Origin of the sequence: Nakamurella sp. A5-74 (assembly GCF_040438885.1) — a bacterium.
Classification (GTDB): domain Bacteria; phylum Actinomycetota; class Actinomycetes; order Mycobacteriales; family Nakamurellaceae; genus Nakamurella.
Window position 1 is genome coordinate 2550533 of record NZ_CP159218.1, and the last position, 21668, is coordinate 2572200.

Sequence of the window (21668 nt, forward strand, 5' to 3'; positions counted from 1 at the left end):
CGGTCACAGGTGCGACAGGCTCGCGGCCGACGGCACTCCCCCACGGACGAGCAGCTCCGTCGGCAGCAGGACTCGGTGCGGAGGACTGTCGTCGCCGTCGAGCCGGTCGAAGATCAGCCCAGCAGCGGTCCGACCCAACTCGGCCGCGTCGTACCCGACGATGGTGACCTGCAACGGAAGCAGCCGCGAGGTCTCGAAATCGTCGAAACCCGAGATCTGCAGGTGGATTCCGGCATGCCAGACGTACTCGACGGCGCCGATCAGCGCGCGGTTGTTGCCGCAGAAGACCGCCGTCGGTGGATCATCCAGGGCCAGCATCGCCGACAGTGCTGCCGGCACGTCCTCCGGCACGTGTACCGAGTAGCTCACCAAGGCCGGATCGAGCGCCAGTCCGCCGGCGGCCAGGGCCTTCTCGGCTCCCACCAGCCGCTCCCGCATGGTGTGGATCTCCGGCTTGTCCAGGAGCAGGCCGATGCGGTGGTGTCCCCGGTCGATGAGGTCGCTGATCGCTGAGGCCGCCCCGCCGCTGTTGTCCAGCAGCACCTCGTCGGCGAGCAGACCGGATCCGGGTCGGTCGACGAACACCACCGGAACCCCGGACGCGACGTCGGGTGCGAGGTAGCCGTGGTCCCCGGAGGTCGGCACCACCACCAGCGCGCTGACCCTGCGCTGGCACAGATCGAGGGTGGTGATCCGCTCGACGTCCGGATCCTCGTCGGAGGAGGCAGTGATGAGGTGGAATCCGCGGGTGCTGGCGACCGCACCCAGTGCAGTCGCGATGGGTGTGTAGAACGCGTTCTGCAGGTCAGCGGTGACGAACCCGATGGTCCGGGTCTCCGTCCCGCTGCGCAGGTTGGCAGCCAGGTCGTTGCGCCGGTAGTCCAGGCGGCGGATCGAGGCGAGCACGCGGTCGGTCATCTCGGGATCGACCGAGGCCACCCGGTTGACGACCCGGGAGACGGTCTTGAGGCTGACCCCGGCATCGCGGGCGATGTCGTTCATCGTCGGACGTCGCTGCGGCGAACTCGACGTCATTCCACGGCCCTCGCTTCCCCCGGTTGTCCAGGGTCAGACCTTACGTCACCCGCTCGGCGTTCATCCCCGAGCGGCGCCCGGCAGGAGGCGGACCGGCAGGCCGCCCGGTCCACCCAGGCCGCCCGGTCCACCCGGTCCACCCGTTCGGCGTCTTTACGCCGAACGGGCGCCGGCAACACGCATCCGTGCCGATTCGATGGGGCGCCGGCCCGCGCCCGGGGCCGGCGAACGTCGCTCAGGGAGCAGTCGCGGTGAGCGTCTTTGACGAGGCCCAGGCCGCGTCGTAGAGCCGGTGGGTGAAGGCCGCTTCCTCGGGGGTGACGCAACCGAACCTCGCACCCAGCGCGCCGGCGCGTTCCGCGAGGAACGCAGCCCACATCTGCAGGATCGCGTCGGAGAAACCGAACTCGAAGATCGGCCCGGTGACGGTGGGCCAGACCGACTGGCTCCCGGTCTGGATCAGCTGCCAACTCGGATCGGCGCTGGTGCGCTCGAGCACCCGCAGCATCTTGGTCTGGGCGGTGCTGAACTCCACCGCACCGTCCATTCCCACCGCCCGGAAGATCCAGGTGTTCTTCTCCCCCGGCGCGATGCGCTGGGTGTCGACGGTCAGCGGCACGGGTGCATACGCTCCGCCGGCAGCGGCGCCCGGGACGAACGCGAGGATGCGGGCGTTCTCGATGGTGTCGCAGACCACCGGTGTGCCGTCGGCGCCGGGACGGGTCGGGACCAGATCCTGCAGCACCCCCAGCACCTTCTCGGGGCGCAGGCCCAGGCGCAGCGGTACGTGCCAGGCGTGCAACCCGAGATCGTTCATCACCCCGGCCTTGCCGCAGGTGGCAACCTGACGCTTCCAGTTGACGGGCTTGTCCGGGTGGTAGTCGCTGGAGTGCAGGAAGCCGCTGTAGACCTCGATCAACCTGCCGAGCCTGCCGGACGCGACGCGCTCGATCGCGGCTTGCGCACCGGGGAAGAACGGCATCTCGCTGGACACCCGGACGAACCGTCCGGAGGACTCGATCGCGGCCAGGATCGACTCGGCAGCGGCGCGATCGATCCCGAAGGGCTTCTCCGCCAACAGATCCTTGCCGGCCTTCACCACGTCGGTGTAGATCTGCTCGTGCAGGTCATGGCGGACCGCGACGTACACGACGTCGACCTCCGGGTTGGCCAACATCCCGGCGTAGTCGGTCACGGTCTGCGTCACGGTCGGCAGCTCCGCGAACCACGGCAGCACGGCAGGGTTGATGTCGGCGACCGACACCACCTCCGGCCGCACCGGGTGATCGATGAGCGCCGGCCAGCGGGCGATCGCAGCAGCGATCTCCCGGCCCATCAGACCGCCACCGATGATCCCGACACCGACCCTCCGCGCGCTCATGCGGCGCCACCGGCGGATCGTGACTGCAGGGTGGCCAGCGCGTCCCCGGCGCTGACCCCTTCGTGCAGGATGCTCATCAACGCCCGGGTGATGCCCGCCGGATCGGGATGTTGGATCACGTTGCGGCCGTAGACAATTCCGCGGGCGCCCTGCTCGAGGACGGCCTGGGTCCTGGCCAGCAGTTCGTCGTCGGGAGCCCGGCCACCGCCGCGGACGAGCACCGGAACGGAACCGGCGACCTCGATCACCCGGTGGTAGTCGCCGACCTCGTTCGTCGGATCTGCCTTGATCAGATCGGCACCCAGTTCCCGCGCCTGACGGACCAGCGTGATGATCCTGTCGGTCTCCCCGTCGACCATGTAGCCGCCGGAACTGTTGTCCTGCATCACCAACGGCTCGATCATCAGCGGCATGCCGTAGCGGGTCGCTTCCTGGCGCAGCGCCATGATGCCGCGGATGCAGTGCTCGCGGATCTCGGGCCGGCCGGGCAGGTGAAGCAGGTTGACGCACACTGCGACAGCGTCGAGGCGCACCGCCTGTTCGATCGCATCGGGGAACACCAACGAGAACAGGTGCTCGTCGAGGGGATTGCCGTAGACGTTGGCGATGTCGGTACGCATCACCAGCGCCGGCTTGTTCGCGGCCGACGTGCCCTGCAGCACCGGCGCCAGGCCGGGGCTCAGCTGGATCGCGTTCGGCCCGGCCTCGATCAGGGTGTCGATGGTGGCACGCATGTCCTCGATGCCGGTGATGAAGGAACGTTCGCCGAAGAATCCGTGGTCGACCGCAACGTCGAGCGCACGGCCCGAGCGGGGATCGAACAACCGGTTGAGACGATAGGAACTTCCTGGTGTGCTCATGTGTGCGTCCGGGCCCGGGGTGGCCCGAAACCCTTCCGTGGTCATCGTTGTCCCGTGGCTCCCAGACGATAGTAGAGGTGAGACAACGTTGTCTAGCAGGGTAATGTGCCACCGATGACCGTCGATCCACAACGTGGTGTGCTGGTGGTCGGGCACATCTGCGTCGATCTGCAGCCCTCGTTCTCTGCCGCGCCGTCGATGGTGCCGGGAGATCTGTTCGCCACCGGTCCGTTGACGATCAGCAGCGGCGGTTCGGTGGCCAACACCGCCGGCGCGCTCCGGGTGCTGGGCATCCCGGTGACGGTGGCCGCCGACGTCGGTGACGACGTGCTGGGCACCGTGGTCGGCCCCTTGCTCTCCCGGCTCGGTCTGGACACCTCGGGCATCCGCACGGTGCGCGGCACCACTTCGTACTCCGTGGTCGTACAACCGCCGGGCGTCGACCGGACGTTCTGGCACCACGGCGGGGTCAACACGTCCTTCGACGGCAGCGCGGTGGATCTCAGGCACGGCGCTCGGGGACTCCCTGACGCACCAGCGCTCCTGCACGTCGGGTATCCCTCGTTGTTACCGGCCCTGGTCGGCGAGGACGGGGCTCCGCTCGCGGCCCTGCTGGACCGTGCCCGCGATGCGGGCCTGGCCACATCCCTCGATCTGGCAGTGGTGTCCGGACCCGATGACGCTTCACGGGCGCACTGGCAACGCGTTCTCGACCGGGTCCTGCCGCAGGTGGACATCTGCTCTCCCAGCCGCGACGACCTCGTCAGCGCCGTCGGCCGGGTCGCGCCCGTCTGCGACGCCTCCGATGACGACGCGGACGGGGACGACCCGGGCATCGAGCTCCAGCGCTGGGCCTCGTGGTTGGTCGATCGTGGCGTCGCGATCGCCGTGGTGTCCGGTGGCGCCGACGGTTTCGCCGTCGCGACCGCCGATGCTGCTCGCTTCGCGTCCGTCCCGATGCTGGCCGGACTGCAGCAGTCCTGGCACACCCGCAGCTTCACGGCGCCCGCACTGCCCACCGGCGATGCAGCCCTCGCGACCACCGGTGCGGGTGATGCAGCAACCGCCGGTCTGATCGCCGGGATCCTCTCGGGGCGCACACCGCACGAGGCCATCGCGCTGGCCGCCGACACCGCCGTCCGCCGTATCAGAGGCAGCCTGTTCGAGCATCCGGCACCGGACGAACTCCGTCCCGCAGCAGCAACGATCGACGCCCGATGACCTTCTCCGGTTTCACATCACCGGGCTGGACGTCGCCCGCCCCGTCGTCGTCGCGACTGTCCAGCTTCGGCACTCCGGACTGCGCTTCGTCGAACCACGAGTAGAGCCAGTGCCCTGCCACGGGCGGGTGATGGGTGAACCTCCGGGCTCAACCCAGTGCCGCCAGCAGCGCCCGCAGGCCGGTGTCGTGGTCGCCCAGCCAGGAGTATCCGGCTGCGAAGGCGTGGCCGCCGCCACCGAATCCCTGGGCGATCCCGGTGACCATCACCGGCTGCCGGGAGCGCAGCGAGACCAGCCATGATCCGTCCGACTGTTCCTTGAACACGGCGGCGACAGCGGCTTCCTCGGCCGTGCGGATCACGTCGATCACCGATTCGGCGTCCTCGGACCTGGCATCCCGCAGATCCTCGACCGTGATGAGGGTGTGCACGAGGCCCAGCCCGCCGGCCGCGGCAGGCAGCAGCTCGACCCGGGCGAGCGCTCGTGCGAGCGCTCGCAGGTAGCCGAACGGATGCGAGTCGCTGAGCCGCCGCAGCAGTGCGTCGCCATCGACTCCGGCGTCCAAGTACCGAGCCGCCGATCGCAGGGATTCTGCGTCTGCTCGGCGGAAGCTGCCGGTGTCCGTGGCCAGCCCTGCGTAGAGCAGGGTCGCGAACTCGGCATCGAGCGGAATGCCCAGATCGGCCAGCAGCCCGTCGATCAGCACAGTGGTCGAGTCGGCTCCGGGATCGATGAAGTTGACATCACCGAATCCGGGATTGGAGGCATGGTGGTCGATCACGAGCACCGGGACGGCGGTGGCCAGCAGCGCTTCGAACCGCCCGACGCGTTCGGCCGCGCCGCAGTCGACGGTCACCACCAGGTCGGGCTGGTGGCTGCCGTCGGCAAACCAGTCGTCCGCCGGGACCACCCCCGCCGCACCGGGCAGCCCGGCCAGACTTCTGGGCACCTCCCGTGGCTGGTCGAAGCTCACCCAACAGGTGCATCCGCGCATCTGCAGACCGCGGGCCAGTGCGAGCGCCGAACCGAGGGCGTCCGCATCCGGATTGCGGTGCGCCAGGATCAGCACTCTCTCCGCACTGCACAACAGCTCCATGACGGCAGCCCGATCATGGTCCTCGATCGGCGCGGTGCTGGACCGGACAGTCGGAGGCAGTGGCCCGGCCGAGGGATCACTGTCGTCGCCGACCGAAGAACCCTGCGCTGCGCCCGCCACCGGCGTGACCATCGATCACTTCCCCTCGTGCGTTCGTGCGGGACGCCGGTGTGAATGCGCATCCGGGATGGTGGTGCCCCGCGGGAAGACCGGGGGTGTTGACAGGTCATCGCGACGCTACCAGTGGTGTCAGAGCGGTTCCGGCGAACCAGGCACCTCGCCGGGATACCGGGCGCCGGGGTCAGCGACAGGGATCGGAGCGCGGTCGACACGCGCGTGATCCCCTGGCATCCACGGTGACCGACGGCGATCAGCGCCGGTGCGCGTCCTCGTCCGCCACCGGAGCAGCCGGCGGGTCGGTCCGCACGGCAGCGTCCCGGATGATCTCGTCGTCGAACTCGAGGTCGTCGACCTCGACCCGACCGCCCACCGGCCTGCGGGTGTCGCCGTCCTCGTCCTCGAGTGCGTCGTCCTCGTCGTCCTCGTCGTTGTCGAGGTCGTCGTCCAGCACCTCTCGCGGGGCCTTGTACGGATCGGGATCGCCCGCATAGGTCGCGTTCGCGGCCCGGTGGGCGATCTCGGCGTCGGCGGCCCTGGCTGCCTCGAGCAGATCCTCCATTGCCTTGGACGTCACCGGGACGGTGTCGGCCTTGAACGCCAGGGTCGGGGTGAACTTGATCCCGGTCTGCTTGCCGACGGCGCTGCGCAGCACACCGTTGGCCGAGGCCAGCGCCATCGCCGTCGACTGCTGCTCCTCGTCGGTGCCGTAGACCGTGTAGTAGACGGTGGCTTCCCGCAGGTCGGGGGTGACGGTCGCGGCCGTGATGGTGGTCATCGCCAGCCGCGGGTCCTTGACCTGGTACTCCAGCTCGGTGGCCACAATGGTCATGATGCGCTTGGCCAGCCGCCGGGCCCTCGGTGCATCGGCCATGGTCGTTCTCCTTCGCTCGACGTCGCCCGGACAGAAACGCCGGGCGACGAACACGTCCTCCCCTCGGCCGTCGTGCGGTCGAGTCCCGGGACGCGGATGGGGTGCAGGTCCGAAAGCGACGGGTGCGGGGACCGTGTCCGGTCCCCGCACCCGCACGTCGGATCAGGCGCGAGGCTTCTCGCGCATCTCGTAGGTCTCGATCGTGTCCTCGACCTCGATGTTGTTCCACGTCCCGAGCCCGATACCGCACTCGAAACCGTCGCGGACCTCGGTGACGTCGTCCTTCTCGCGTCGGAGCGAATCGATCACCAGGTGGTCGTTGATCACCACACCGTTGCGCAGCAACCGGGCCTTGGCGTTCCGGCGGATCTCTCCGGACCGGACGATGGAACCCGCGATGTTGCCGAACTTGCTGCTACGGAAGACCTGCCGGATCTCCGCGGAGCCGGTCTGGATCTCCTCGAACTCGGGCTTGAGCATGCCCTTGAGCGCAGCCTCGACCTCGTCGATGGCCTGGTAGATCACCGTGTAGTACCGGATGTCCACGCCTTCGCGATCGGCCAGCTCAGCCACGCCACGGACGGGCTTGACGTTGAAGCCGATGATGATCGCATCGGTGGTGGACGCCAGGTTGACGTCGTCCTGGGTGATCCCGCCCACGCCGCGGTGCACGACCCGGAGATTGACCTCGTCGCCCACCTCGATCTTCAGGAGCGAATCCTCCAGCGCCTCGACGGTGCCGGAGTTGTCGCCCTTGATGATCATCGTGAGCTGCTCGATCTTCTTCTCCTTGAGGGCCGTTCCCAGGTCCTCGAGGGTGATGCGGCGACGGTTGGCGACCTGCGCCCTGCGGCCACGTGCCTGCCGCTCCTGGGCGACCTGCCGCGCGACCTTGTCCTCCTCGACGACCATGAACGAGTCGCCGGCACCGGGCACCGAGGTGAACCCGAGCACCTGCACCGGGAACGACGGCGGGGCCTCCGACACACGGACACCCTTGTCGTCGAACATGGCGCGGACGCGGCCGTAGGCCTCGCCGGCCACGATCGAATCGCCCTCGTGGAGGGTGCCGCGCTGCACGAGCACCGTGGCCACGGCGCCGCGGCCGCGGTCCAGGTGTGCCTCGATGGCCACACCCTGGGCCTCCATCGCCGGGTTCGCCCGCAGATCGAGCGCTGCGTCGGCGGTGAGCAGGATCGCCTCGAGCAGTCCGTCCAGGTTGGTCCGCTGGCGCGCGGAGACCTCGACGAACATGGTGTCGCCGCCGTACTCCTCGGCGACCAGGCCGTACTCGGTCAGCTGCTGCCGGATCTTGTCCGGGTTGGAGCCTTCCTTGTCGATCTTGTTGATCGCGACGACGACCGGGACGTCGGCGGCCTTCGCGTGGTTGATCGCCTCGACCGTCTGCGGCATCACGCCGTCGTCGGCCGCGACCACCAGCACCACGATGTCCGTGGACTTCGAACCACGGGCACGCATGGCGGTGAACGCCTCGTGACCCGGGGTGTCGATGAAGGTGATCAGTCGATCGATGCCCTCGAGCTCGGCGGGAACCTGGTAGGCACCGATGTGCTGGGTGATGCCACCGGCTTCCTTGTCCACGACGTTCGTGTGACGCAGAGCGTCCAGCAGCTTGGTCTTGCCGTGGTCGACGTGACCCATGACGGTGACGACCGGCGGACGGATCCGCAGCTCTTCCTCGCCGCCGTCGTTCTCGCCGTAGCTCAGGTCGAACTGCTCGAGCAGCTCGCGATCCTGGTCCTCGGGCGAGACGATCTCGATCTCGTACCCCATCTCGGAGCCGAGCAGCTCCAGGATGTCGTCCGAGACCGACTGCGTCGCCGTGACCATCTCACCCAGGTGGAACAGCGCCTGGACCATGGCTGCCGGATTCGCATCAATGCGATCGGCGAAATCGGAGAGCGAGGAGCCCCGCACGAGACGGACAGTCGTGCCGTTGCCGCGGGGCAGCGTGACGCCACCGATCGACGGCGCGGGCAGGGTGTCGAACTCCTGACGACGCTGCTTCTTGGACTTGCGCCCCTTTCGGGCCGGACCGGCACCACGACCGCGCCCGAAGGCACCGCCGACCTGGCCACGGTTGGGGCCGCCGCCACCGGGACGACCACCGCCGCCACCTGCGGGACCGCGGTAGCCACCTGGCGCACCGCCGGGAGCACCACCGGGCGCACCGCCCGGGCCGCCAGGACCGCGGAAACCGCCGCCGGGCGTGCCGCCCGGGGCACCCGGACGACCAGCTGTCGGCGGACGACCGCCCGGCGTACCAGGACGCGGGGCGCCACCCGGGGCGCCGGGGGCGCCGGGACGGGAACCGGCTGCGGGACGGGGACCACCGGCACTGGGGGCGCCGGGACGATCGCCCTGACGCGGTGCGGCGCCGGGGGCACCGCCCGGGCGGGGAGCCGGTCGACCGGTCTGCTGCAGGAACGGGTTGTTGCCCATCCGCGGCGGCCGTGGAGCACCGGGCACGCCACCCGTGGAGCGGGGACGCGGCGGCGCATCGGCCGGACGGGTGTCCGGGGCGTCTGCCCTTGCCGCGGGGCTGGGCGCCTCGGAAGCAGCGACCGGAGCTGCTGCGGCCGGAGCGGGCGCTGCGGGAGCAGGCGCCGGAGTCTCTGCAGGTCGCGGAGCCGCCGGTCGGGGACCGGGAGCCGCAGAGGACGCCCCCGAGAACGCCGGGCGATCCGAGGCTGCCGCCACCGGAGCGGCTGCAGCGGGCGCTGCAGCGGCCGGTACCTGCAGGGCAGGGGCTGCCGCCGGTTGGCTGGACTTGGGGGCGCCGGGACGACCGGGCGAGGGCTTGTCCGCCGCCGACGATTCCGCTGCGGGTGCGGCCGGAGCCGAACTGCCTGCGGACGGGGCACTGCCGTTCGCGGCACCGCTGGAGGCCGGATAGGCCTCGCGGAGCTTGCGAACGACGGGGGCCTCGATGGTCGAGGAAGCGGACTTCACGAACTCGCCGAGCTCCTGGAGCTTGGCGATGACTTCTTTGCTGGACTGTCCCAGCTCTTTTGCGATTGCGCTGACGCGGGCCTTGCCTGCCACTGCTCTCCTCACGGTGAGGCCGGGCGGCAGGAGGGTTCTCCGGCGCACGACCTCGAGTTAGACGGTGATGCTCATTGCTGGGACTTCACTGAGTGCTCACGATCGATCGCCTGCTCTTTCATCAGTCGTCTCCGCCACGAACAGCTGGAGACGGTGGGTGTCGACCTGGCCCCGGACGCGGAAGCCGCGTCGGAACCCCTGCCGGCGCTCTGCGTCCCCGACACATCGCACCGTGCGATGGATCCAGGCACCGCGACCGGGAAGTCGACGGCGCGGGTCGGGCACGGCCTCGTACGTCTCCCGATCTGAGTCAGGATCAGCCTGGGTACCGAGCACCACCCGCAGCAGAACTTCGGGCCGCTCTGTCCGACGACACCCCACGCAGGTCCGCAAGGACGGGGTGAGGAGATCCGGGGAACGGTCCGACACTCGAGTCTACGCCCGATCAGCGAGCGCCGTGACCGGGCTCGCCGCCGGGTCGGGTGCTCGCACCGGTGTCGGCGGCGTCTTCGGCCGCGTCCGACCGGATGTCGATCCGCCAGCCGGTCAGTCGCGCAGCGAGCCGGGCGTTCTGGCCTTCCTTGCCGATCGCGAGCGAGAGCTGGAAGTCCGGGACCACCACCCTCGCCGCCTTCGCCGCCGCGTCCACGACCGTCACCGAGACGACCCGCGACGGCGACAGTGCGTTGCCGACGAACGTCGCCGGATCGTCGTCGTGGTCGATGATGTCGATCTTCTCGCTGTTCAGCTCGCTCATCACGGCCCGCACCCGAGAGCCCATCGGCCCGATGCAGGCGCCCTTGGCGTTCACACCGGGGACGGTTGCCTCGACCGAGATCTTGGTTCGGTGACCGGCTTCCCTGGCCACTGCGGTGATCTGCACGCTGCCGTCGGCGATCTCCGGCACCTCCAGTGCGAACAGTTTCCGGACCAGGTTCGGATGCGTTCGGGACAGGGTGATCTGCGGCCCGCGCATCCCGCGCGCCACGCTGACCACATAGCACCGCAGGCGCTGGCCGTGGATGTACTTCTCCCCCGGCACCTGCTCGGCGGCCGGGATCACGCCCTCGACGTCGCCGAGGCTGACCACGATCACCCCGCGGGCGTTGACCTTGGCGTCGGCCGAGACGATGCCGGTGATGAGCTCGCCCTCCTGCCCGGCGAACTCGCCGAACACCCGCTCGCTGTCGGCGTCCCGGAACCGTTGGGTGAAGACCTGCCGTGCAGTGCTGGCGGCGATCCGGCCGAAGTCGTGCGGGGTGTCGTCCCATTCGCGACTGACCATGCCGTCGGCATCGCGTTCGACGGCGAGCACCTGGATCGCACCCGACTGCCGATCTACGGTGACCCGCGCGTCGTTCGAGTGCCCGTCGGTGTGCCGGTAGGCGGTCAGCAGCGCCGCCTCCAAGGTCTCGATGAGGGAGTCCACCGGGATGTCCTTCTCGATCGCGAGAAGGCGGAGGTTGCTGATGTCGACGTTCATGGTGCGGTCACTTCCCTTCCTGATCCGTGCTGTCGTCGTGCCGTCCGTCGTCGTGCTGTCCGTCGTCGTGCTGTCCGTCGTCGTGCTGTCCGTGGTCGTGCTGTCCGTGGTCGATGTCGCTGTCGTCGAGATCTCCGTCGTGGTCCGGGTCGCCCTGGCCTTCGTCGTCGAGCTCGCCGTCGGCCGGGTCCTGGAGGTCGGTCTCCTCGAGCTGGGTCGCCTGGTCCGCTGCGTCCGCGAAGCGGTCGGCGGTCCGCGGGTCCTGGCGGAGGATCTCCCGGACCGCGGCGGACGGACCGGAGAAATCGACCTCGACCTTGGCGCGGCTGATCGCGCTCAGGGGAATGTCCTCGGGATCGGTGCCGTGCTTGCCGGAGAGCACCTGCAGCACACTGCCGTCCTGCGCGGTGCCGAGGATCCGCACGGTGCGTGTCCCGGCGTGGGTGGTCACCGCGACCAGGCGCCCACGGGCCCTGGCGAAGTGCCGCGGCAGGGTGAGCGGTCGACCGATACCGGGACTGGTGACCTCGAGGGTGTAGGCGACGCCTCCGAAGGCATCGACGCCTTGCGTCTCGGCCTCGTCGAAGGCGGCGGACAGCGCCCGGCTGATCTCGGCTGCGGCGTCCAGCGGGAGTCCGTCGTCGCCGTCCACGATCACCTGCACGATCTTGCGGCGTCCCGCGGCCTGGACCTCGAGCTCCTCGAGGTCGAAACCGGCCCGGTTCACGACCTGCTCGGCCAGGTCGTGCCAGCGCTGTTCCTCCGCCATGCTCACCTCGCCTCTGCAGTTGTCACGAATCCGCACCAGACTACCCGGCACCGACCCGAGCGCCGGACCGTCGCGCGGCGTCCGGCGCGCATCCGCTCGCCGTCCGGAGGGGGCCTGTCATGATGGTCGGCGTGGCGAGGACCGACAGGCGTACCTACCCGGCAACACCTTCCCAGGGTGTCGAGGTGGGTGACCCCACCCCGGCAGGCAGCGCACGCCCGTCCGTCCGTGACCCGCGGACGATGCCGGACCTGGCCCGCCGCAGCGTCCTGATGATCGGCGGGACTGCTGCCCTGCTGACGACGGCCGGCTGCAATCCCTTCTCCAGCACCAGGGTCACCCGGACCGAGGTGGTCACCGCGCCCCCGCCGATCGATCCGATCGACCAGCTCATCGCCAAGACCCGCCTGCACTACCTGCGACTGGTCGCCTCGGTCAAGCTCGGCAGCACGGCCACCGTCCTCACGCCGTTGCGCGACGACCGTCGCCGGCATCTGCAGGCCTTGCTCGACGAACAGGCGCGCACCACACGTCAGAAGGCGGACCCGCCGACGCAGCCCGGTCAGACCGTCCCTCCGCCGGCCTCCGCCGCGCAGGCGGTCACCCTGGCCGCCACCGATGTGCAGGACGCGCAGACCGCATTCACCGACGCACTCGGAAGCGTGTCCCGCTACCGGGCGACGCTCTTCGCCACCATCGCTGCCTCGCTCGCGGGGCACCAGGAGGCCCTGTCATGACCGCACCGTCCACCGGTCCCTCCTCCGGGCAGAGCGCTGCACCGCGCGCCGGCGCCGCCGTGATCGCCGCCCTGCAACTCGTGCTGCAGGCCGAGAACGCCGCCATCTGGGCCTACGCGCTCGTCGGCACGGCCGATGCGGACAACGCCGACACCGTGTCGGACGTCCGTGCCGCCCACCTGGTGCTGCGGGACGCGGCAGCGGAACAGATCACCCAACTGGGCGGGAAGCCCAACGCTCCTGCCGCCGCGTACCAGGTGGACGCACCCGCCGACGCCGCTGCTGCCCGCACCCTCGCGATCGGCCTGGAGACCGACTGCGCGGAGACCTGGCGCGCGGTGGTCGGCAACACGGACGACGCGGGCCTGCGCTCCTTCGCCTCCGGCGGTCTGAGCGGTTCGGCAGTGCGGATCGTCCGCTGGCGCGCGATCGCCAAGACCTCGCCGGTGACGGTCGCCTTCCCCGGCGCGCCCGATACCTGAGCGGATCGGTCGCTCGTCTTGTCCGTTCTCCGAGCCTCAGTCGATGAGGTCCGGGTGGGCGCCGTGCAGTTCGGCGATCAGCTCGCCGAGCGCGTCGTCGACCGCGACATCTCTGGCGGTCCCGCTGGCGCGGTCGCGGATCTCCACGGTGCCGTCCGCGAGGCTGCGGCCGACCACACAGATCGTCGGCACGCCGAGCAGTTCGGCATCGGTGAACTTCACCCCCGGTGAGACGGCGCGGTCGTCGAAGAGCACCTCGACACCCGCGTCCGACAGCTCCTGGGCCAGGCGCTGCGCGACGGTCAGGATCTCCTCGGTCTTGCCCGCAGCGACCAGCTGCACGTCGAACGGGGCGACTGCGCGTGGCCAGAGCAGTCCTCGTTCGTCGCAGGTCGCCTCGGCGATGGCGGCCACCAGTCGGGACACCCCGACCCCGTAGGAGCCCATCGTGACGGTCACCTGCTTGCCGTTGCGGTCGAGCACCCGCAGGTCGAGCGCATCCGCGTACTTGCGGCCCAGCTGGAAGATGTGCCCGATCTCGATCCCGCGGGCGGTGCGCAGGGTGCCGGCGCCGTCCGGAGCTGGGTCGCCGTCGCGCACCTCGGCGACATGGATCACACCGTCGGCGGTGAAGTCGCGCCCGTTGACCAGGTGCATCACGTGCTCGCCGTCCGCGTCAGCCCCGGTGACCCAGGAGCTGCCCAGCCCCACCAGCGCGTCCAGGCGGTACTCGATCTTCGAGACCGACCCGAGCCCGAGAGCACCAGGACCGAGGTAGCCCTTGGCGAGCACGGGATGAGCCGCAAAGTCCTCGTCCCCGAAGGGTGTCACCACAGCCGGTTCGACCTCGGCAGCCAGCCGCTTGAGGTCCACCTCGCGGTCGCCGGGCACGCCGATCGCCAACGGACGCCGGCTGCCGTCCGGGTCGATCAACGTCACCAGCACGTTCTTGAGCGTGTCGGACGCGGCCCAGGCGCGGCCGTCGGTGCGCGGCCGTGAGCGGTCCAGCTCGGCGACCAGGGTGGCGATGGTGGGCGTGTTCGACGTCGGGATCCGCTGCGCTGCAGGCAGATCATCGGTGTCGACGGGTGCCGGAGTCGGGATCCTGACGGCCTCGACGTTCGCCGCATAGGCGATCGAGCCATCCGCGGCATCGGCCCGGACGAAGGTGTCCTCGCCGTGCTCGGAAACCGCCAGAAACTCTTCGCTGGCCGACCCGCCCATCGCGCCCGAGGTGGCCCGGACGATGACGTAGTCCAGGCCCAGCCGGTCGAAGATGGCGATGTAGGCCGCGCGATGCCGCTGGTAGGCGGCCTCCAGACCCGCGTCGTCGATGTCGAACGTGTAGGAGTCCTTCATCACGAACTCGCGGCCGCGGAGCAGACCGGCCCGCGGGCGCGCCTCGTCGCGGTACTTGGTCTGGATCTGGAACAACGTCAACGGCAGGGCCTTGTAGGAGCTCACCTGGTCCTTGACCAGCAAGGTGAACATCTCTTCGTGCGTCGGGCCGAGCAGGTGGTCGATGCCCCTGCGGTCCTTGAGCCGGAACAGGTTGTCGCCGTATTCGGTCCACCGGCCGGTTGCCTCGTACGGCTCACGCGGCAGCAACCCCGGGAAGTGCACCTCCTGACCGCCGATCGCGGTCATCTCCTCGCGCACCACCTGTTCGATGCGCTTGAGGACCCGCCAGCCCAGCGGTAGCCAGGAGTGGATCCCCGGGGCTGCGCGGCGGACGTACCCCGCCCGCACCAGCATCCGGTGCCCGGGGAGCTCGGCATCGGAGGGTGCTTCGCGGAGGGTCTTGACGAACAGTTGCGAGAATCGGGTGATCACGGTGGGCAACGCTACCGAGCCAGGCGGACGGTCCGGACATCGCGACCGTTTCGCGCCGGTCGGCGGTCAGGTGAACCGCAGACCCAGTGCCCGGTTCCGGTCGAGTTCGACGAACCCTGAGCGCTCGTAGATCCGACCGGCCCCGGTCGGGGAATCGGAGTCGACCGAGAGTTCCGCATACCGGAACCCGGCCTGGCGGGCCGCCTGCAACTGACGTCCCAGCAACACCGAGGCGAGTCCGCGCCCGCGGGCGGCGCGGACGGTCCCGACCAGCGCGACGTAGGCCGTCCGGAATCCGCGCGCCGCCGTCTCGCCGGCGAACTCCTCGCTCATCACGAACGCGGCCACGTCGCCCGGCTGCGCGTCGTCCGGTGCGGACGTCTCGGTGAAGGTGGCCACGAACGACAGTTCGGGCCGGAAAGCCTCCGCCCCGGTCATGTGCGCCGTCCAACGCTCCTGGGAGGAGTGCAGCGACCCCCAGTGGTCGGCGAAGGAATTGTTCCGTGCGGCGCGCACACCCTCCGAGTCCTCGGGGCGGTAGGGGCGCAGGTCGAAGTCAGTGGGTGGGGATTCGAGCTGCACATCCTGCTCCAGATCGCGCTGCATCCGGTAGAAGTAGCGCCAGGTCTCGAATCCCAGCGACTCCGCGAGCGCGAGCAGCGAACCGCGCTGGCTCTCGGCCCACAGCCCGAACTCGCCCGGCAGGCCGGGGGCCACCCGATCGCGCCAGCCGACGGCCTGATGTTGCGCGATCGTCACGAGCTGGGTACCGATCCCGCGTCGGGTCCACCCCGTCCGGACGCCGCCGACCAGATAGGCCTTGAAGACGGTGTCGTCGTGCATCGCCGAGACACCGGTGTAGCCGATCAGCTGGTCGCCGTCGAACAGCCCCAGCGACGCGGCGGGAAGATCGACCATCGGGCTGGTGAGTTCCTCGATGATCTCCTCGACGCTCTCGTGCAGATCGGCAGGTTCGCGGAGCTCCATCTCGCGCTGGATCTGCGCGATCTGCTCGGCATCGGAGATCTGCAGCGGGCGTCCGGTGAGGCCGGCGTCGGCGAGCTCGGCGGGAAGGGCGGAGGCGTCGGGGGTGCTCACCCCGCAGACGCTACGCGGTCGGAGACGCTGGACGGCAACAGATATCACCCGCGACGGGCGCTCGAGCCATGGACGGACCCGTGGGGTTGACCTCGGTCCGGGTTACCCTCGCCCGGTGCGCATCCTGCTCCCCCCGTCGGAGACCAAACACCCGGGCGGGGACGGCGCTCCGCTGGATCTCGCGGCGCTGAGCTTCCCGGATCTGACACCGGCACGCGATGCGCTGATCGACGCCCTGGTCGTTCTCAGCACCGACCTGCCCCGGGCCCGGGCAGCGATCGGCACCCCGCCCAGCAAGGACCACGAGGTCACGCAGAACACCCTGCTGCGCTCCAATCCGACGATGCCTGCCCTCGACCGCTACACCGGGGTGCTCTTCGACGCGCTCGGCGCCGGGACGATGACGAAGATCCAACGCGCCAGGGCCGAAGCGCGTCTGGTGATCACGTCCGCCACCTTCGGGATGGTCGGGGCGGCCGATCCGATCCCGACGTACCGCTTCTCCCAGGGCTCCCGGCTGCCGCTGCTCGGCACCCCGGAGTCGTTCTGGCGCAGCCGACTCGACGGGGTACTCGGCGATCCGGACGAGCTGATCCTGGACCTGCGATCAGGCGCGTACGCCGCCTTCGCCCGCGTCCCGCACGCCGTGCCGTCCCGCGTCCTGACGGAGGCGGCGGACGGCTCACGGTCGATCGTCTCGCACTTCAGCAAACACGCGAAAGGCGTTCTGGCGCGCGCATTGTCGACCTCCCGCGCGGAGCTGGGCGATCGCGCCGCCGTCCTGCGGGTGGCCCGCACGGCAGGGCTACGGGTGGAACCCTGGGGGCGCAAGGGCATCCAGGTCATCACCTGATCGTTGCCGGAGGAAACTCGGTGGACATCGTGCCCTGCTGCTTGCAGACTGGGCGCACTGTCGGGGATCTCCTCGGTGGAGCTCATCAGGTGTCGCCCCGATCCCGGCATGCCGGGTCGATCCGGCCGCGTCGCCGAGAAGGGAGGACCCGATGTCGGTCCTGTGCGGAACAGCCCCGTCCCCGTTCTCCCCGGCCCGCTGACGCTCGACACCGTCCCTCGTTCGTCGCCCCGCCATCCGGCGAGGCCCGAACCGGTCGGTCGGCTCACTCCTGAGTGAGCCGGCATCTGCCGTGCATCCGTCCGCCGGGAACCCTTCCCAGGAGTTCTCCATCATGTCTTCCTCCCACAACGATCCCCCCAGCCCGAACACCCCGGAGCACGATCCGGACGACCCCTACGACCGCTATGCGAGCTGGGCCGCCGAGTACGACGATCCCGCTGATGTCGAGCGCGCCCAGTCCGTGCGGCGCCGTCGTGGTCGCCCCACCGCAGACGGCCCGCGGCTGGTCGGTGAAGGCCGGTCCGGCCGCGTGTCCGTCGAAGCAGAGTCCGTCGAGCCTCTCGACGCCGCTGAAGATGCAGACCGCTTTCCGGCAGGCGACCTGGAGCCGCTGACCTATTCGACCTACGTGACTGCAGACCACGGTCCGGAGCCGCTCCCGGACTGGGTCCTGACCTCCGCCAACTGCGTCGACACCCCGCTCGGGGTGGTGAAGACCGGCAAGGAAGCGGACGTCCACCTGCTGGATCGCTCGCTGCCTGGCGGTGAGGGCTCGTTGCTGGCGGTCAAGACCTATCGCAGCGCCGAGCACCGGATGTTCCACCGCGATGCCGGCTACCTGGAGGGACGTCGCACCCGACGGTCCCGGGAGATGCGCGCGATGGCCAAGCGGACCCAGTTCGGCCGGGACCTGCTCTCCGGTCGCTGGGCCGCCGCCGAGTTCGCCGCACTGTCGACCGTCTGGTCGGCGGGTGGCCGGGTGCCCTACCCGGTCCAGCTGATCGGCTCCGAGCTGATGATGGAGTTCATCGGCGATCCCGACGGCACCGCGGCACCGCGGCTCGCGGACCACGACACCGACCCCAGCGGGTGGACCGAGCTCTGGCACGACCTGGTCGCCACGCTGGAGATCCTCGCCGAGGCCGGGATGACGCACGGCGACCTGTCTGCCTACAACATCCTGGCCACCGACGACGGCTGCGTGGTGATCGACCTGCCCCAGGTCGTCGATCTGATCGCCAACCCCCAGGGCATCGACTACCTGCACCGCGACTGCACGCGGGTGGCCGACTTCTTCTCCCGTCGTGGCGTGCTCGCTGCCGACGCGAGCACGCTGACCGATCACCTGTGGCAGTACGCGACCGGCAGCGATCGCCGACCGGACCTGTCGGGCCCGCCGCTTCCGGAGACGTCCTCGGAGTGATCGGTACTGCATTCGAGTCCCCGACAGAGCAATGACCGGTTCTGTCACAACGGATCTCGACTCACTCCGTTCGCTCGATCACCGGAAATTGCGGTGGTCCCCCTCCGCCCCCTTCGTCGCTCAGGACGGGGAGCAGCGAGGAACGAGCGCGGACGAGACTCCGCCAGAGCAACAGAATCTCCCTATTGATCTCATTTTATGGGATGTGTTTCTCAACTGGTGATACCGAGTCTAGGCTCGGACCATGTCCACCCGCTACACCCACGGCCATGACGAGAGTGTGTTGCGCGGTCATCGTGCGCGCACCGCTGCCAACTCCGCGGCGTACCTGCTCCCGCATCTCCAACCCGGGATGGCCGTGCTGGACGTCGGGAGCGGCCCGGGCACCATCACCGCCGACCTCGCCGAGCTGATCGCGCCGGGCGTCGTCACCGCGGTGGAGAACACCGCGGATGCCCTGGCGCTCACCGCGGCCGAGCTCGCCCGCCGGGGCATCGAGGCGCAGTGCGCCGTCGGAGACGCTGCCGCACTTCCGTTCCCGGACAACAGCTTCGACGTGGTGCACGCCCACCAGGTGCTGCAGCACCTGGTGGATCCGGTGGCCGCCCTCCGTGAGTTCGGCCGAGTGCTGCGACCGGGCGGTGTGATCGCCGTCCGCGACGCCGACTATGCAGCGTTCAGCTGGTACCCGGCGATCCCCGCGCTGGACAGCTGGCTCCAGCTGTACCGCGACGCTGCCCGACGCAACGGCGGCGAGCCCGACGCCGGCACCCGCCTCGTCGCTTGGGCCCATGCGGCCGGCTTCACCGATCTCGCGCCGAGCGCCTCGGTGTGGAGTTACGGCACTCCCGTCGAGCGAGAGGCCTGGGGCGGTATGTGGGAGCGTCGGATCCAGGATTCGGCGCTCGCCACCCAGCTGATCTCCGAGGGCCATGTGCTGCGGCCCGACCTGGAAGCCATCGCGGACGGCTGGCGCCGCTGGACAGACGATCCGGATGCGGTGTTCCACGTCCCGCACGGGGAGCTGATCGTCCGCGGGTGACGCCGGTCGTCCGCGGGTAGGTTCGACAGAGAGTTCGTCGAGCGGACGCAACAGCGTGTCCGGCTCGGATCGCGCCGCCACGAAGGAGTACCACCACCGTGAGTCTGGATCGCCCCGTCAGCCCGAATCCGTACGAGAAGTTGCCCTCCACCGGGTTCTTCCAGGTCAGCAGCGACGACGTCGAGGAGGGCACCGCTCTCCCGGCCGCCCAGGTCCACGACTCCGCCGGCGGCAAGAACATCTCCCCGTCCCTGAGCTGGTCGGGAGCACCGGAGGGCACCCAGTCGTACGTCGTCACCTGCTACGACCCCGATGCGCCGACGCCGTCCGGGTTCTGGCACTGGGTCGCGGTGAACATCCCCGCCGACGTCACTGCGTTGCCCGCCGGCGCCGGAGAATCGGACGAGTCGCTGTCGGCCGCGGCCCCAGGCGCGTTCCACGTGCACAACGACTACTCCCGACAGGCCTACGACGGGGCCGCCCCGCCCGAGGGCGATCAGGTGCACCGCTACTTCTACGTCGTGCACGCGGTCGACATCCCGGCGCTCGAGGTGGACGGCGGAACAAGCCCGGCCGTCGTGTCGTTCAACCTGGCGTTCCACACGCTGGCCAGGGCCATCCTGGTTGGCAGCTACCAGCACTGACCCGCGGCGCCGGTCGCACATCTGCAGTTCCCCGCAACCACCCGGGCCCGATACGGGCCTGCCCCGAATCGGAGAGTCATGCCCCGCCATCACGACCTGGTGATCATCGGTACCGGATCCGGAAACAGCATCCCCGACGAGCTCTCCGGGACCGACATCGCCGTCGTCGAGGACGGCGCCTTCGGCGGAACCTGCCTCAACGTCGGCTGCATCCCGACGAAGATGTTCGTCCATCCGGCCGATCTGGCCTCCGGGACCGTCCACGCCGCAGCGCTGAACGTCCAGGCGCACGTCGACTCCGTCGACTGGGTCGGTATGCGGGATCGCATCTTCGGCAGGATCGACGCCATCGAGGCCGGTGGGCGTGAGTACCGCACCGGCGACCGGACCCCGAACATCACCGTCTACGCCGGGCGGGGACGGTTCACCGGTCACAAGGAACTGACCGTCGCGCTGCACGACGGCAGCACCGAGGTGATCAGCGGCGAGCGCTTCCTGCTCGCGGCCGGGTCGCGGGTGGCCGTCCCGGAGATCGAGGGACTCGACGACGTCACCTTCCACACCTCCGACACGGTGATGCGCCTGGCGGCCCTGCCGCGCCGGATCGGCGTCTTCGGCGGCGGCTACATCGCGGCCGAGTTCGCGCACATCTTCTCCTCGCTGGGAAGCGAGGTGGTGCAGGTCATCCGCGGTGAGAAGCTGCTGCGTCAGCACGACGCAGACATTTCCGACGCATTCACCGCGGCAGTCGAGCAGCGGTACGACCTGCGGACATCGACCAAGGTCGGCCGGGTGGCGCCACTTCCCGCCGACGGTGTCCGATTGTTCCTGGAAGGTCCGGACGGGACCTCCGAGGTCGACGTCGACGTGCTGCTGATCGCCGCCGGCCGCACCCCCAACGGGGACGAGCTGGGCGTCGAGGCGACGGGGGTCGAGCTGGACGGAGCGGGCCGGGTCGTCGTCGACGAGTACCAGCGGACCGGCATCGACGGCATCTGGGCGCTGGGCGACATCTCGACGCACTTTCCGCTCAAGCACGTCGCCAACCACGAGGCGCGGGTCGCGTTCCACAACATCGCCCACCCGGACGACCTGGTCGCCTCCGACCACCGGTACGTGCCGGCCGCGGTCTTCACCGAACCCCAGATCGCCAGCGTCGGTCTCACCGAGTCCGAAGCCCGTGGTCGGGGAATCGACGTCGCGGTGGTTCGCCAGGATTACGCCGGGATCGCCGCCGGCTGGGCCCGCGAGGACACGACCAACTTCGCGAAACTGTTGCTGGACAAGGACACCGGCCTGCTCGTCGGTGCCCACATCATCGGCCCGGAGGCGGCGACCATCATCCAGCCACTGATCCAGGGCATGTCGTTCGAGATCCCCCCACATCGGCTCGCGCGCGGCCAGTACTGGATCCACCCCGCGCTGCCCGAGCTGGTGGAGAACGCCCTGCTGCAGTTCCCCACCCCCTGATGCGCCCGACCGCTCTGGTTTCGCGGCTCTGACGGTCGTTCGGAGACCAGGTTCGCGGACCCCACGGTCGTTTGCAGACCAGGTTCGCGGACCCCACGGTCGTTTGCAGGCCGGGTTCGCGGACCCCACGGTCGTTTGCGGGCCGGGTTCGCCGACCTGACAGTCGTTTGCAGACCAGGTT

19 protein-coding genes are annotated in these 21668 nt (G+C 69.7%); 8 read left to right on the forward strand and 11 right to left on the reverse strand.

Annotated elements, in window-relative coordinates; translation table 11 throughout:
* Positions 1-3: 3 nt before the first annotated feature.
* From ABLG96_RS11675 to ABLG96_RS11685, 3 genes are all read right to left on the reverse strand, one after another.
* The gene (locus ABLG96_RS11675; RefSeq protein WP_353647562.1) at positions 4-1002 is read right to left on the reverse strand and encodes a LacI family DNA-binding transcriptional regulator; all 999 of its coding nucleotides are present in this window, start codon (positions 1000-1002) and stop codon (positions 4-6) included.
* A gap of 268 nt (positions 1003-1270) precedes the next feature.
* A complete protein-coding gene (locus tag ABLG96_RS11680; RefSeq protein WP_353647563.1) occupies positions 1271-2416 on the reverse strand; it encodes a Gfo/Idh/MocA family oxidoreductase in 1146 nt (381 codons plus the stop codon).
* On the reverse strand, positions 2413-3276 hold the full coding sequence (locus ABLG96_RS11685) for an aldolase (RefSeq protein WP_353647564.1): 864 nt from the start codon (positions 3274-3276) through the stop codon (positions 2413-2415). Before ABLG96_RS11685 ends, ABLG96_RS11680 begins: the two co-directional genes overlap by 4 nt.
* 114 nt (positions 3277-3390) lie before the next feature.
* On the opposite strand from ABLG96_RS11685, the gene ABLG96_RS11690 reads away from it, so the two are divergent.
* Entirely contained in the window at positions 3391-4497 is a 1107-nt protein-coding gene (locus tag ABLG96_RS11690) for a carbohydrate kinase family protein (RefSeq protein WP_353647565.1), read from the forward strand.
* Positions 4498-4645: 148 nt separating this feature from the next.
* Here ABLG96_RS11690 and ABLG96_RS11695 read toward each other — a convergent pair whose 3' ends face one another.
* From ABLG96_RS11695 to rimP, 6 genes are all read right to left on the reverse strand, one after another.
* Positions 4646-5725: a DHH family phosphoesterase gene (locus ABLG96_RS11695; RefSeq protein WP_353647566.1), complete on the reverse strand. Its 1080-nt coding sequence runs from the start codon at positions 5723-5725 to the stop codon at positions 4646-4648.
* Between the two features lie 238 nt (positions 5726-5963).
* Positions 5964-6584 (reverse strand): 30S ribosome-binding factor RbfA, encoded by a 621-nt coding sequence (rbfA, locus tag ABLG96_RS11700; protein ID WP_353647567.1) that lies wholly within the window; start codon positions 6582-6584, stop codon positions 5964-5966.
* A gap of 162 nt (positions 6585-6746) precedes the next feature.
* Positions 6747-9650 (reverse strand): translation initiation factor IF-2, encoded by a 2904-nt coding sequence (gene infB, locus ABLG96_RS11705; RefSeq protein WP_353647568.1) that lies wholly within the window; start codon positions 9648-9650, stop codon positions 6747-6749.
* Positions 9651-9746: 96 nt separating this feature from the next.
* Positions 9747-10079, reverse strand: a complete 333-nt coding sequence (locus tag ABLG96_RS11710) for a YlxR family protein (RefSeq protein WP_353647569.1) — start codon at positions 10077-10079, stop codon at positions 9747-9749.
* A 16-nt stretch (positions 10080-10095) separates the two neighbouring features.
* Positions 10096-11133: a transcription termination factor NusA gene (nusA, locus tag ABLG96_RS11715; protein ID WP_353647570.1), complete on the reverse strand. Its 1038-nt coding sequence runs from the start codon at positions 11131-11133 to the stop codon at positions 10096-10098.
* A gap of 7 nt (positions 11134-11140) precedes the next feature.
* Positions 11141-11902, reverse strand: a complete 762-nt coding sequence (rimP, locus tag ABLG96_RS11720; protein ID WP_353651476.1) for a ribosome maturation factor RimP — start codon at positions 11900-11902, stop codon at positions 11141-11143.
* Positions 11903-12033: 131 nt separating this feature from the next.
* On the opposite strand from rimP, the gene ABLG96_RS11725 reads away from it, so the two are divergent.
* Positions 12034-12639, forward strand: a complete 606-nt coding sequence (locus ABLG96_RS11725) for a hypothetical protein (RefSeq protein ID WP_353647571.1) — start codon at positions 12034-12036, stop codon at positions 12637-12639.
* On the forward strand, positions 12636-13121 hold the full coding sequence (locus ABLG96_RS11730) for a DUF4439 domain-containing protein (protein ID WP_353647572.1): 486 nt from the start codon (positions 12636-12638) through the stop codon (positions 13119-13121). The genes ABLG96_RS11725 and ABLG96_RS11730 overlap by 4 nt, the downstream gene beginning before the upstream one ends.
* A gap of 36 nt (positions 13122-13157) precedes the next feature.
* Here ABLG96_RS11730 and ABLG96_RS11735 read toward each other — a convergent pair whose 3' ends face one another.
* Both ABLG96_RS11735 and ABLG96_RS11740 read right to left on the reverse strand, forming a co-directional pair.
* The gene (locus tag ABLG96_RS11735) at positions 13158-14954 is read right to left on the reverse strand and encodes a proline--tRNA ligase (protein WP_353647573.1); all 1797 of its coding nucleotides are present in this window, start codon (positions 14952-14954) and stop codon (positions 13158-13160) included.
* 66 nt (positions 14955-15020) lie between these two features.
* The gene (locus ABLG96_RS11740) at positions 15021-16052 is read right to left on the reverse strand and encodes a GNAT family N-acetyltransferase (protein WP_353647574.1); all 1032 of its coding nucleotides are present in this window, start codon (positions 16050-16052) and stop codon (positions 15021-15023) included.
* A gap of 115 nt (positions 16053-16167) precedes the next feature.
* Here ABLG96_RS11740 and ABLG96_RS11745 point away from each other — a divergent pair, with 115 nt between their 5' ends.
* The 5 genes from ABLG96_RS11745 (at position 16168) to ABLG96_RS11765 (ending at position 21487) form a co-directional block, all read left to right on the forward strand.
* A complete protein-coding gene (locus ABLG96_RS11745; RefSeq protein WP_353647575.1) occupies positions 16168-16905 on the forward strand; it encodes a peroxide stress protein YaaA in 738 nt (245 codons plus the stop codon).
* Positions 16906-17239: 334 nt separating this feature from the next.
* Positions 17240-18331, forward strand: coding sequence for an RIO1 family regulatory kinase/ATPase (locus ABLG96_RS11750; RefSeq protein ID WP_353647576.1), 1092 nt, complete (start codon positions 17240-17242; stop codon positions 18329-18331).
* A gap of 244 nt (positions 18332-18575) precedes the next feature.
* Positions 18576-19373, forward strand: coding sequence for a methyltransferase domain-containing protein (locus tag ABLG96_RS11755; RefSeq protein WP_353647577.1), 798 nt, complete (start codon positions 18576-18578; stop codon positions 19371-19373).
* Between the two features lie 98 nt (positions 19374-19471).
* Positions 19472-20017, forward strand: a complete 546-nt coding sequence (locus ABLG96_RS11760) for a YbhB/YbcL family Raf kinase inhibitor-like protein (protein WP_353647578.1) — start codon at positions 19472-19474, stop codon at positions 20015-20017.
* A gap of 78 nt (positions 20018-20095) precedes the next feature.
* Entirely contained in the window at positions 20096-21487 is a 1392-nt protein-coding gene (locus tag ABLG96_RS11765) for a mycothione reductase (RefSeq protein ID WP_353647579.1), read from the forward strand.
* Positions 21488-21668 lie beyond the last annotated feature (181 nt).